9 protein-coding genes are annotated in these 13,454 nt (G+C 32.0%); 7 read left to right on the top strand and 2 right to left on the bottom strand.

Going from position 1 to position 13,454, the window contains the following annotated elements; genetic code table 11:
- The first annotated feature begins 15 nt into the window (after nt 1–15).
- The 3 genes from ABD715_RS15205 to ABD715_RS15215 all read left to right on the top strand — a co-directional run bounded on the left by ABD715_RS15205 (nt 16) and on the right by ABD715_RS15215 (nt 4,939).
- Nucleotides 16–1,215 carry a Pycsar system effector family protein gene (locus ABD715_RS15205; protein WP_344789165.1) on the top strand — a complete coding sequence of 400 codons (1,200 nt, stop codon included), beginning with the start codon at nt 16–18 and terminating at the stop codon, nt 1,213–1,215.
- A gap of 136 nt (nt 1,216–1,351) precedes the next feature.
- Complete coding sequence (locus ABD715_RS15210) at nt 1,352–3,772, top strand: TonB-dependent receptor domain-containing protein (RefSeq protein ID WP_344789166.1); 2,421 nt, start codon at nt 1,352–1,354, stop codon at nt 3,770–3,772.
- Between the two features lie 48 nt (nt 3,773–3,820).
- Nucleotides 3,821–4,939 (top strand): PepSY-associated TM helix domain-containing protein, encoded by a 1,119-nt coding sequence (locus ABD715_RS15215; RefSeq protein WP_344789167.1) that lies wholly within the window; start codon nt 3,821–3,823, stop codon nt 4,937–4,939.
- A gap of 7 nt (nt 4,940–4,946) precedes the next feature.
- Here the strand turns inward: ABD715_RS15215 and ABD715_RS15220 are convergent, their stop codons facing one another.
- Nucleotides 4,947–7,313 carry a GAF domain-containing protein gene (locus tag ABD715_RS15220; protein WP_344789168.1) on the bottom strand — a complete coding sequence of 789 codons (2,367 nt, stop codon included), beginning with the start codon at nt 7,311–7,313 and terminating at the stop codon, nt 4,947–4,949.
- A 162-nt stretch (nt 7,314–7,475) separates the two neighbouring features.
- On the bottom strand, nt 7,476–9,767 hold the full coding sequence (locus ABD715_RS15225) for a tetratricopeptide repeat protein (protein WP_344789169.1): 2,292 nt from the start codon (nt 9,765–9,767) through the stop codon (nt 7,476–7,478).
- A 290-nt stretch (nt 9,768–10,057) separates the two neighbouring features.
- On the opposite strand from ABD715_RS15225, the gene ABD715_RS15230 reads away from it, so the two are divergent.
- The 4 genes from ABD715_RS15230 (at nt 10,058) to ABD715_RS15245 (ending at nt 13,429) form a co-directional block, all read left to right on the top strand.
- Nucleotides 10,058–10,378 carry a hypothetical protein gene (locus ABD715_RS15230; RefSeq protein WP_344789170.1) on the top strand — a complete coding sequence of 107 codons (321 nt, stop codon included), beginning with the start codon at nt 10,058–10,060 and terminating at the stop codon, nt 10,376–10,378.
- Between the two features lie 26 nt (nt 10,379–10,404).
- A complete protein-coding gene (locus ABD715_RS15235; protein ID WP_344789172.1) occupies nt 10,405–11,448 on the top strand; it encodes a family 16 glycosylhydrolase in 1,044 nt (347 codons plus the stop codon).
- A 15-nt stretch (nt 11,449–11,463) separates the two neighbouring features.
- The gene (locus tag ABD715_RS15240) at nt 11,464–11,817 is read left to right on the top strand and encodes a hypothetical protein (RefSeq protein ID WP_344789173.1); all 354 of its coding nucleotides are present in this window, start codon (nt 11,464–11,466) and stop codon (nt 11,815–11,817) included.
- Nucleotides 11,818–11,941: 124 nt separating this feature from the next.
- Nucleotides 11,942–13,429, top strand: a complete 1,488-nt coding sequence (locus tag ABD715_RS15245) for a sulfatase-like hydrolase/transferase (protein WP_344789174.1) — start codon at nt 11,942–11,944, stop codon at nt 13,427–13,429.
- The last annotated feature ends 25 nt before the right edge of the window (nt 13,430–13,454 follow it).

Below are 13,454 nucleotides of genomic sequence, written 5' to 3' on the forward strand. Positions count from 1 at the left end.
TTACCTATTGAACCTATGCCTATTTCTGAAGTTGAAAAATATGTTACAAACCTTTTAAGCCAAGAGTTAGACACCTCTTATACTTATCATAATTTATCACATACAAGACGTGTTGTAGAAAAAGCTACAGAACTAGCCGAGCTTTCTAAAATTAATGACGTAGACAAAGATTTGCTTTTATCTGCTGCTTGGTTACACGATATAGGCTACATAAAAAACATTAACAAACACGAAGAAGAAGGCGCCATAATGGCTAAAGGTATTTTAGAAAATTTAAAATACACTCCAGCACAAATTAATACTATTACCAATTTAATATTAATAACTAAAATGGGTGCTGTGCCTAAAACCCAACTAGAAAAAATAATGTGCGATGCAGATTGTTCGCATATTGGGAGTAAAAATTACGCTGAAGTCTCTGAATTACTTAGAAAAGAATGGGAACTTACATGTAATAAAACCTATACCGAAGCAGAATGGCTAGACGAAAACATTAAATTTCTTTCTACACAACACCGCTTTTACTCTGTTGAAGCTGTTTCTAATTGGGACAAAAGAAAAGGCAAAAACCTTATTGGTTTATTAAATGAAAAAAAGAAACTAGACCAGCAAAACTCGAAATTAAAACAAAAAAAAGAAGAATTAAAGTTTAAAAAAGAAAAGGTAGAAATGCCTGAACGCGGTATAGAAACCATGTTTCGTGTTACTTTAAAAAACCACATTACACTTAGTAATATTGCCGATACAAAAGCCAATATTTTACTATCTGTAAATGCTATTATTGTTTCTTTAGTATTATCTAACTTGGTTTCTAAATTAGATAACGCCTCCAATGCATACTTAATTACGCCTACCGTTATTTTTGTAATTTTTACAGTTATATCTATAGTTCTTTCTATTCTTGCCACCAGACCAAATGTTACTAGCGGAAAGTTTACAAAAGAAGATGTAGCAGCTAAAAAAGTAAACTTATTATTTTTTGGAAACTTCCATAAGATGAGTTTACACGATTTTGAATGGGCTATGGGAGAAATGATGCAAGATAGAGACTACTTATACTCTTCTATGAAAAAAGACTTATATTTTCTAGGCTTAGTTTTAGATAAAAAATATAAAATACTTAGAATTACCTACCTTGTTTTTATGATAGGCATTATAATAAGCGTTATTGCCTTTGCTATAGCTTTTAGGTACTCTGGCGCTGTTACAATTTAAAAACAAACACGCAATAAGCTAACAAACAATAAGTTAACATTTTTATTTAGATTTATTATAAATAAATTGCACAGTTTAATTATAGAATATATTTTTGCTGAAATTTACAATTTATAATAAGTCTAAATAAAAATAAATGAAAACTAATTTTACTCTCACCATCTTATTAATGCTTAGTCTTTTTTCTTTTGCTCAATCTGGAAGCATAAAAGGAAAAATTAACAATTCTTCTAACACCGCTTTATTTGGTGTAAATACAATAATAAAAAAAACAACTAAAGGCGCGCAAACAAATGATAATGGGCAATTTGAAATCTCTAATGTTACCAACGGTAATTACGTACTTTCTATATCTTACTTAGGCTATAAAACCAAAGAAATAACTTTTGAAATAAATAATAACACGGTTAATTTAGGAGAAATAATACTTTACGAAGGAAACGAACTTTTACAAGAGGTTGTTTTAGACTCAAAAAGGAAAAATAAATTTTCTAGAAAGAAAAGTGCTTACGTTTCTAAAATGCCTCTTAAAAACATTGAAAACTCTCAAGTATACAGCACTGTTACCAACCAATTACTAGTCTCCCAATCTGTTAATAGTTTTGAAGACGCCTTAAAAAATGCTGTTGGTGTAAATAAATTATGGTCTTCTACAGGTAGAAGCGGAGATGGCGCTGGATACTATTCTATTCGAGGTTTTTCTGTACAACCACAACTAGTTAATGGCGTTGCTGGTATTACAAATGGTTTTATTAACCCATCTAACGTAGAACGTGTAGAGGTTATTAAGGGCCCTTCGGCTACCTTATTTGGTAGTTCTATTACCTCGTACGGTGGTTTAATAAACATAGTAACAAAAAAACCATATAGCAGCACAGGCGGAAGCATTTCTGTGGCAGGAGGCTCTTACGATTTTGCAAAATTAAATGCCGATGTTAATGTAAGTGCAAGCGATAAAGTATCGTTACGTTTTAATGCTGGTTACCAAAAAGACAATAGTTTTCAAGATTATGGGTTTAAAAAATCTGTTTTTGTAGCACCTTCACTATCATATAAAGTAAATAACAAACTAACATTAAATTTTGCTTACGAAGCGTCTGATAACGAGCAAACAAACCAAACGTTCTTATTCTTTAACAGAAGCGCTCCTTTAGTGTTTAACACTGTTAAAGAATTAAATTACGACCAAGACAAATCGTTAACAAACGATGATGTTGTTATAAAAAATATAACACAGAACTATAGAGCTGAAGCTGCTTACAAAATTTCTGACAACTGGTCTTCACAATCTATTATAGCTGGAGGTGTTGCAAAATCTAACGGTTTTTACACCTATTTATGGAACTTTGCAGATTGGACAGATGTTTCAAACCCACAAGGCACACCCAATTTTGCTTTATATGCTCAAAACACTAATGCCAAAACAAAAACGTTAAACTTACAACAAAACTTTACTGGCGATTTTAAGTTAGGCAATTTAAAAAACAAACTTTTAATTGGTTTTGATTATTTAGAATCTACAATTACTGATCAAAGTTCTGGTTGGGGTTACATGCACTCTGTAAATGCTCAAGGTGATTTAATTTTTGGAGAGCAAGACGTAAACGCAGAAAATCTAAATGCAATTACTTCTAAACTAGACAACTCGAATATAAAAACAAAACAAAATGTATTTGGTGCTTATATTTCTAATGTATTAAACATATTACCCAACTTATCGGCTATGGCTAGTGTGCGTTACGACAGGTTCGAGTATAAAGGCGATATTAACGATCCATCAGACGACCACCAAGCTTATAACGAATCTACATTTTCACCTAAATTCGGTATTGTTTTTCAGCCTATATTAAACGAGCTTTCAATATTTGCAAACTACCAAAACAGTTTTTCTTATGTAAATCCAGAATTGGTTCCTATAAACATTAACGATCCATCGGCAGGTACCATTTTACAATCATACGATTTAGAACAAGCTAACCAAATAGAATTTGGTGTTAAAACAAACCTATTTAACAATAAACTAGAAGCAACTATAAACTACTATAACATTACTGTAGACGATAAAGTTATGGGCTTTGGTACAGGAAAAACACAAGATGGCACAGTAAAAAGTAAAGGTGTAGAACTTGAAATTAATGCTAGCCCTATTACTGGTTTAAACCTGCGTGGTGGCTTTAGTTATAATGATTCTGAAACAACTAAATCTGACACATTAAAAAATTTAATAGGCTTACGCCCAGCCGAAGCAGGGTCTGATATACTTTACAACTTTTGGGGAGATTATCAATTTACTGAAGGATTTGCTAAAAACTTTGGGTTTGGAGCAGGATTTAATGGCGCTAGCGACTACAATACCATGAGCGATTACACAAATTCTGGAGGCTTTACTTTGCCTGCTTACACGGTTTATAACGCCTCTATTTATTACGAAAACGATACTTTTAGAGTTAGTGTAAAGGGCAATAATATAACAGACGAAGTATACTATTCTGGTTGGAGCACATTAACACCACAGCAAAACAGAACATTTTTAGCATCTTTCGATTATAAATTTTAACCTAAAAACATAAAGGCAACCTTTTTAAGGTTCTCTTTTATTTATAAAATGGCTATAAGAAAACACATACTAACATTACACAAAATTTTAGGGCTTGCTACAGGCATTATTGTATTTATAGTTGCCATTACTGGTTGTTGTTGGGCTTTTAGAACCGAAATAGAAAACCAATACAATCAATACAAAAAAGTAACACCACAAAACCAAGCCATTTTAACACCCACGGAAGTAAAAAAAATAGCAGAAAACATATTTCCTAACAACACCATACATGGCAGTGTTTTTGGAAAAGCAGACGATGCTATAGAAGTTATTTTTTATGATGCTGAACCAGAATTTTATCAAAGCGCATTTTTAAATCCTTACACAGGTAAGGTTATTCAAGTAGACAATCACCTTACTGGTTTTTTTGCTTTTATTTTAAAAGGACACATGCGTTTATGGCTACCAAAAGCCATAGGCGAACAAATAGTAGGCGCTTCAATTTTACTTTTTATCTTTATTATAATTTCTGGTTTTATATTATGGGTGCCCAAAAAGCGTAAAAACCTAAAACAGCGTATTAAGTTTGATTGGAAACAAACAACCCGTTGGAAACGAAAAAACTTCGACTTACATACCGTTATTGGTTTTTATATTTGCTCTTTAGCTTTAGTTCTCGCTTTTACAGGTTCTGTAATGTCTTACAACTGGTTAAAATATGTAGTTTATATATCTACCGGAGGCGACAAAGCACCTGCTTTTATTATTCCTAATAACACAAGCGAACCTAATAGCCATAGCACTGTAGCTATTGATAAATTAATTGTAAAGCTTAGAAAAGAATCGCCTAATGCCGAAAGTTTTGAATTACATTATCCAGAAACCGACTCTTCAAGTGTTTATATAGAAGTATCTAATAGTAATGATTTATTTTACGATTCTGATTTTAGATTTTTTGATCAAAATACTTTAGAAGAAATAGAAACTCCTGGAGTTTACGGTAAATATGAAGACGCTAAGTTTCCCGAAAAAATACTTAGGATGAATTACGACATCCATATTGGATCTATTGGAGGTATTACAGGAAAAATAATAGCCTTTATAATTAGCTTGCTAACCGCTAGCTTACCAGTAACAGGCACGCTATTATGGTTTGGCAGAAAATATAAAAAGCAAAAAGCTTAGTTTAAAACTAAGCTTTTATTTCTTTCATTAAATCATTGTAAGTATAAAACTCTTTATCATCTTCTTTTTTATGATACAGCACACTTACTCGTAATGCTTTTAAACCTGTTACAGCTTGTAAATCTTGCAGCTCTACAATCTCTACATCGGTATCTAAATAATGTTTAGATTGTAAAAATTTAATATATCTTAAATATTCTAATTCGTCTTGCTTTTGAGAATATACAATAGTTATTTTCCCTTTTTCTGTAATACGTTTTCTTGTTCCTTTTATATAAGCTTTATCTACACGCTTTTTTACAATTTCGTAGCGTGCATTATACGTACCATCTACGTCAAACTGTTTTTCGTCCATTCTAAAACTTATAGATAATGGCTGACTAAACACCAAAATCATCGAAGCAACATCTAGTGCTACAGGAAAATTCGATTGCATTTGGTAATACGCATTTTCCATTTCGCACATAACTTGCAGCTGCCATAAACGTAAGTTATATAAATATATAGGGTTAAAAGAATCTTCTTTAGTAATAGATTCTCCAACATACATGTTATGTTCTACACCATCAGTTTTAAAACGCTCAAAATAATGTGGATACATAGCTTGAGCTTCTACTTGTTTTTCATCTAAAAGCGAAGCCATTTCTTTATTAATCATAGCTACGGTATCATCGTATTCTTTTCTATGATTGTAAAGCACATTTACTTTATCGTCTATAGAGTCAAAGTAACTATCAATTAATGGTTTTAGTTCGTCTATAACATAAATATGTTTAAAAGCAGACTCTACATCTTCTTTAAAAAAGCTAGATATTTGCTGTTCGCTATCTACCTGAAAATGGTTTCTTAAGCCTTCTAAATAATCGTTTATCTCAGATACAAACTGTTCGTATATTGGTAGTTTTTCAATTTTTATAGCTCTTTCAAAAACATTTTTAGCCGAGTTTAATTGCAAAGCTAAATCTTCTTTGGTTGCTTTATTTCTAGCTTCAGATGAACCTTTAATGTCTATTTGACCGTAAAGCGGATAAATATTATCAAAAGCTATTTTATTAAATGCTGCTTTTTCATTATTAAATTCTGCCTTAATAAAGGCTCTTGCTTCTTTAGCAAAACGCCAATGCACACTTGGATGTATAGATGTACATTCTTTTTGAATAATAGCTTCTATTAAGTTTTCTTCTTCTGCTTTAGAGCGTTCTACTGCAGATACAATAAAAGGCATTACGTCTTCTAACTTATTAGCCATAACACTATTAAGTACTTTTGGCCTTTTAGATACTATTTCTAAAATTCCCATCAATCCACTCTCGTTTGCAATAGGTGCAAAAATAGCACTCTTAATTCCTTGCTTGTGCAGTATACTAACGTGTGGCGAAGGTTTCTCGTACTTATTAAAAGCTTTGTCTACATCAGAAATAGTAAAAAATTTATTTTCTTTTAGCAACCTGTTGTAAGACCAATTACATAAAGCATCAGCACAAGATGCTGTTTCTCGCTTATTTAATAAAAAGCTATTCATACCAACACCATAAACACGCTCAAACTGATCTTCTTCTTCGTTATAAATTGAAAATCCTACCTGCAAGTCTTTTAAGCCTAACAAAGAACGAAATATTTCATGAAAATCTTCCATAAAACTTTTAGTCTTTCTTTTGTCTTCGCCTATTAATGTTGACTTGATATTAGATATAGACTGATCGTCTGTTACATCAAAAATATTAGATATTACAAAGCCTTTAAAAATATAACTGTTTGGTGGAAATTTTTCTTTCCATAACCCTACATTATCATAATTATCTAGTAATTCTTCGTAATCTTCTTGTGTTATCTCTTTTGCTTTATTTGTACGTATTATTTCTATAAAATCTGCATTATATAGTATTTTATAAAAACGCAAAACACCATTTTCGTCTGGTATTTGATAATAAAACGGACGTTTAAAATTTAAATTATAGCCATAACAAAACCCTAGAATAACTGTACATGCAATAATATACATGTCGTCGTCTGGTAAGTTTTTAATCTCCAAATTAAAATCTTCGCCTGCTGTTCTTATAATTCTTTTAAACCTTTCGGAAGAATTAAAAATAACATTTTGAAACGGTACAGATGCTGTTTTTATTTCGTTATTTGTTAATACCGCACTAAACGAATCTTGCAAAATAACACCTATTTGATCTTTGTAAGTTTCTAATTTAGAAAAATCTGAAAAACCTTCTCTTAACTCTGGATAAGGAGCTTGTTCTTCCAAAATACGCTTCGCCTTTGCCGCAATAAAAGCGTTGTCGCTTTGGGCAAGGACTTCATATTGTTCTAAAAGCTTATTAAAGCTTATACGAACATCCAACGGAGATTTGAGATGAGTTAACATAGTTTTGTTTCTATAAATTGTGCTATTATAAATTAACGATAAATAATAAATTAGACGTACAATTACGCCTTAAGTTACAAAATTTGTAACTTTTCTTCAAATAATCTTAATATCTAAAATGCAAAATTAAGGAATAAAAACGTTATAAACCATATTATAGATTTATTGCATAGCACTTAATTGTTGATAAAACGTTTTGTATTGAGGATTACTAGGATACAAGTTTATTAATCGCTCTGCTATATTTTTAGCTTTTTCTGTTTTACTGTTTTTAGAATAAATAAAAGCCAAAGCATATAGTAAATTCTCGTTTGTAGCATCTCGTTTTAACCCATGTATTATTGTACTTTCGGCTTTAGAAAAATTATTTACTTTATTATACAACAGTCCTAAATTATAGTAAAACCTTACGTTTTCTGGCATATATTTTATGGCTAATTCCATTTGTACAATAGCCTCGTCTGTTCTATTTAACTCACCTAACAACAAGGCATAAGAGTAGTATGTTTGCCCAAATTCTGGCTCTTGTTTAATTATTGTTTTAAAGGCTGCTTCCGCTTTATCAACATTACCATTTCTATAATACAAGTTTGCCAAGTTAGTTCGTGCTAAATTATTTATATTATCTATAGCTAAGGCGTTTTCATAACATTTTATAGCGTTAAGTATATCTCCTTTTTTTAAGTAATAACTCGCTCGTTTTATTCGTCCTCCAGTAAAATCTGCATTTATATCTAAATAAGTTTCAAACTCTTTTTTAACATTTTTATAAACCGACTTATAAGCTTCTGGAATTTGCATTTCATTTAACCCGCCAATAGCAAAAAAGGCTTTTACTCTAACAGAGCGTTTCTCGTCTTTTAGTAACGGTAAAAAAGCATTTACATAATCGGTAGTATTTATTTCGCTTAACACATCTAAACTAGCACCACGAACTAAAGGCGACTCATCGTTTAAAAAGCTTATTAAATTATTAATTACCTCTTGGTTAGCATAATTACTCATTGCCATTACTGCAGATGCTCTAGCTATATCTGGATATACGGTATCTTTCACCAATTCTGTTAACGATTCTAATCCATTGGCTTGTCTTGTAATTCCGGGAGCCAATAAATCAGAAAAATGCGTGTAATCTGGCACACCATGTTGTTTCTTAAAATTATCCCAAGCCCATTGGTTGTCTTTATCTTCGTGACATTGTGTGCATGCATTTGGTGTCCCATATTTTAAACTTTGATCTGGACGTGGAATTCTAAAACTATGGTCGCGCCTATAATCGTTACCCATATACGTTTTCCCTGTCATGTGGCAATTTATACACTTTGCTCCATCTGTACCTGTTTCATGAAAATGATGACTTGGTGTATTATAAGTTTCTGAAACATGACATTGTGTACATAGGTTATTGCCATCAAATTTTAATTTTAAAGAGTGTGCATCGTGGCAGTTAGTACAGGTAACATTATTGTGGTACATTTTACTTTGTACAAAAGAACCGTATACATAATCCTCGTCTAAAATTTGCCCATCTGCATGATACAACCCTTCTGTTATAAGTTGAGGCGAATAATGGTCTAGCATAGACCCTTCAAAATTATAAAACTCAGAGAATTGTTCGCGTCTCATATGGCATCGCGCACATTGGTCTACTAAGTCTTTTGGAGCAGTATCTGCTGTCATTTTTAAACTTCCAGAAGGCTTATACTTATCTCCTAAACTTTTTACATCTGCAACATGCTGTTTTCCTGGGCCATGGCAAGCTTCGCAACTTACGTTTATAATAGCATATTTAGTATTGTAGCTATGGGTTTCTTGGTCGTAATTTTTTCTCACGTTTGTAGAATGGCAATCTGCACACATAGTGTTCCAATTTAAACCGCCACGAGACCAATGCAACCATTCAGAATGCACAACTTTAAAATCTGGATATAAATCAAACCATTTATTCTTTTTTGTATCCCAAGCTGTTCTTAAACATTGGTAATGTCCATCTGGAAATTTAACAATATACTGTTGCAAAGGTGTTACACCAAAAGCATATTCTATTTTATAATCATGATTTTGACCGTCTCTTCCTTCTGTATTTACATAAAAATCGCCATCTTTTTTAAAAAATCTAGAAGTAACTCCTTGACTTTTAAATGTCTTATTATTAAAATCGCCTAAAATAGAACTATCGCTAACTTCTTGCATAGCCATATCGTGATGCGAACCTTGCCAGTCTTTAAACTGATTGTCGTGACATTTTTTACAAGTTTCGTCTCCTAAAAAAGAGCTATCTGGTATTTGTTTACCAGATAAAAACATAGATTTCTCCTCTTTAGAAACAGCAATATATTCTGTTTTATTTTTTTTACAAGAAATACCGCAAACCAATATAAAAACAAACAATAAACGAGCTATAAATCTTTTTACAAAAACATACTTAACAGCTTCTTTTTTTAAGAAATTCAAATTAAAACTATTGAAATTAACATCTATTAATAATTACAAAAACTTTTAAAATAGTAAAAACTTTCGCAGCATAAAATTCGTTAAAATTTATCACTTAGCACCTATTTTATTTAAATCTTTAAAATAAAGCCATCAGTCTTTTCTAAAATAAAGTAACTATTTACCATTATACAAATCTGGTAATTTAAGCTTAGAACATGGTAAATTTTAAGGTTGCTTATTCAGAGATATACAGTTGCTTTGTAAACACAAACACTTTTAAAAATCTAACAACTAAACAATTACACAACATGAATTACAAGTTTAGCCATATAGGCATACCAACAACTGAAGAAAAAAACTGGGATGGATACTGCGAACCTGGAAATTTTAAATATACCGATTTTAGTAAAAATAAATATAACATCGAATGGGTTAAATTTGATAAAGGAAGCACAGCACACCCTATGGTAAAAACATTACCGCATGTATCTTATTTTGTTGACAGTATAGAAGACGCCATTGAAGGACACGAACTGTTAGGCAACATTTTTTCTCCTGCCGAAGGTATTCGTGTGGCTTACATAAACCACCAAAATGCTCCAGTAGAGTTTTTAGAAATTAAAGAATAATAGATTTTATCCAAAAAAAAATCCTTTTGAAAAACATCACAAGTAAAAAAACACTCTTTAGCTCTGCAAATAAATGGTTATTTACAAGCTTTATTATCGCATCTATACTATCATGTTCTAGTAACGATTCTGTGTATAAAATTGATAATAAAGAAGAACAAACAGAAACTCCTGAGTTAGCAAATATTAATAATGACTACCCGCTTTCAGACCAAAAAAACTCTGGTAATTGGGTTTTAAACACCTCTATTAGTGATGAGTTTGAAGGCACTACAATAGACGAAACAAAATGGTTAATACAGGGTAAAAATGGCGAATTTCAATCTAATTTTAGAGGGCGAGCACCTTCTCAATTTTCTACAGAAAATGTTCGCGTAGAAGATGGTAAATTAAAATTAGAAACACGTTGGGATCCTGATTATAATTTTTCGCCAACCACAGCCAACGATGGCACTAAATACGAAAACCTAACCACTGCAGCTGTTATAACTAAAAACGAATTTGTATATGGTTACCTTGAAGTAAAATCTAAAGCAGCCGATGCAGAGGTAACTAGCTCTTTTTGGGCAACGGGCAATAATACTGAATTCGATTTTTTCGAAATGTTTGGAGACCACAAACAAGCTTCTAAACTATGGAAAGATAACGAGTTATGGTGGTCTATACACGATTGGGCACCCGAAAAAAATGGTGGTGGCGGTGGAAAAACTACTTATACAGAACATCATGATTTAGGATTTAGGGTTGCTGATGATTTTCATGTTTATGGCTACGAATGGAGTGCTGATGGTGTTAAAATATACATAGACGGACAATTGTTTAAAAGTATTTCTAGAACCGAAATAAACAACTACGACGATGCTATCCATGGTGGTGGTAATGGCGCCAGCGAAAACTACGTAATAACTAAACCTATTAAACTTTGGTTTGACCAAGAAACATTCCCTTGGCATGGTGTACCAGATAGCAAAGCCGATTTGGAAGCCAATAGCTCGTCTGACAAAAAAGATGATGGTATTGTCGATTTCGAAATTGAATACCTAAGAGTATGGCAAAAAACAGTAAACTAATAACAAATAAATATTATGAAAAAAATTCTTTTAACCTTTGTATTGGCTTTAGCTTTTACAGCAACTTACGGACAAAATAAATGGCAACAAAAGCTAAACAAACATTTTGTTGATGCTGCTACTAAAGAATATAATTTAACAAAAACTCAACAAAAAGAACTTGCAGATTATAGAACCGCAATGGTTTTAGCCTTTGCAGAATCTAATAAACAAGAAAACGACGGAGTAATAACTGCCGAAGAAAAAAAGGCCAAAAACAAAGAGGCTAGTAAGACTTTTAATAATGCTATTATTAAATTAACCAATAAAACCTACCAAGAATTAAATCCCTTTTTAGCAAGAATGCGCAAAGAATTAAAAAATCTATAAAGCCATACGCTTAGGTAAAATTAACTCTAAAATAAATTCTAACTTACTAGCTATATTATTGGTAAGTTAGAATTTTGATTTTTAATATATTTCTTTTTATTTCTCAAAAAACACGAAATAAACCATGAGCTCATCACATAAATTAATTGCTTTAGTTTGTATTTTCATTACCATGTTTGGTTGTAATTCTACAAAAACAAATACAAATAAAACCCAACAAACCTCTACACCAATTACCCCACCTAGACCAAATATTTTAATAATTTTATGCGATGATTTAGGTTACTCAGACGTGGGATTTAATGGCTCCAAAGATATTAAAACACCAACATTAGATGCTTTAGCTAAAGCGGGTACTATATTTACATCTGCCTATGTTGCTCACCCATTTTGCGGACCAAGTAGAGCTAGCTTAATGACGGGAAGATACGCACACAAAATAGGCGCACAATTTAACCTACCTCCAAACGCTGCAGATGCCAAGGGGAAAGGTGTAGACACCAACGAAACCTACATTAGTAAAGTATTACAAAATGCAGGATATTTTACAGGAATTATGGGAAAATGGCATTTAGGAGACGACGAGCAATACCACCCAAACAATCGAGGTTTTAACGACTTTTATGGCTTCTTAGGTGGAGGACACAGTTATTTTCCCGAAAAATATAGAGCCGATTATATAAAACAAAAAGAAAATGGCAAAAAAAATATTTGGAGCTACCTCCATCCTCTAGAACACAATGGTAAACAAGTACATGAAACCGCATATATTACAGACGCTTTATCTAGAGAAGCATCTCGATTTATTATAGACGCATCAAAAAAAGAAGACCCTTTTTTCTTGTATCTTTCCTATAATGCGCCACATACACCGCTAGAAGCTAAAGAAGAAGACCTCAAACTTTTTAAAGATATAAAAGATAAAAAACGATCTACTTATGCTGCTATGGTGTATGCTGTAGATAGAGGTGTTAAAACTATTATTGAAGATTTAAAAACCACAGGGCAATACGAAAACACTCTTATTGTTTTCTTTAGCGACAATGGAGGCAAAACAACTGCAGGTGCCTCGAACTTCCCTTTAAAAGAAGGCAAAGGAAGCACTTACGAAGGCGGATATCGTGTTCCTATGTTTTTCCATTGGCCAAAAGTAGTGCCCGCTGCCCAAAAAACAAACACACCCATATCTGCTTTAGATTTGTACCCAACCTTTGCCAGTCTTGCAGGTGCAAAAATACCTAAAGAAAAAATACTAGATGGCAAGAACATTTGGAATAACCTTTTAACTGGCAAGAACTCTTATAAAAATGAAAACATTTATGTTTTAAGACATAAAAAAGGTTACAGCGATGTTGGTGTAAGACAAAACGAATGGAAAGCTTTAAAAATTCATAATCAAAAATGGAAGCTATTCAACATAGAAAAAGATATTAAAGAAGCCAATGATTTAAGTAAAACTCACCCAGAAATTCTTCAAAAAATAGTTACAGAAGCAAAAAACTGGAGCAAATCTAACATACAACCGCAATGGTTTCACTCTAAAAAAGAAGAAACCCAATGGCAACTCGATAATATGCCTCAATTCAATAAAACATTCAGATTAAATAATTAAATTTCGACATAAAAAAACAAACTTT

Origin of the sequence: Postechiella marina (genome assembly GCF_039538365.1) — a bacterium.
Classification (GTDB): domain Bacteria; phylum Bacteroidota; class Bacteroidia; order Flavobacteriales; family Flavobacteriaceae; genus Postechiella; species Postechiella marina.

What these genes read in the sequence shown, in the direction of transcription:
- ABD715_RS15205 (WP_344789165.1), top strand. Translation starts at nt 16, where the DNA reads ATGCCTATTTCTGAAGTTGAAAAATATGTTACAAACCTTTTAAGCCAA.
- ABD715_RS15210 (WP_344789166.1), top strand. Translation starts at nt 1,352, where the DNA reads ATGAAAACTAATTTTACTCTCACCATCTTATTAATGCTTAGTCTTTTT.
- ABD715_RS15215 (WP_344789167.1), top strand. Translation starts at nt 3,821, where the DNA reads ATGGCTATAAGAAAACACATACTAACATTACACAAAATTTTAGGGCTT.
- ABD715_RS15220 (WP_344789168.1), bottom strand. Translation starts at nt 7,313, where the DNA reads ATGTTAACTCATCTCAAATCTCCGTTGGATGTTCGTATAAGCTTTAAT.
- ABD715_RS15230 (WP_344789170.1), top strand. Translation starts at nt 10,058, where the DNA reads ATGAATTACAAGTTTAGCCATATAGGCATACCAACAACTGAAGAAAAA.
- ABD715_RS15240 (WP_344789173.1), top strand. Translation starts at nt 11,464, where the DNA reads ATGAAAAAAATTCTTTTAACCTTTGTATTGGCTTTAGCTTTTACAGCA.
- ABD715_RS15245 (WP_344789174.1), top strand. Translation starts at nt 11,942, where the DNA reads ATGAGCTCATCACATAAATTAATTGCTTTAGTTTGTATTTTCATTACC.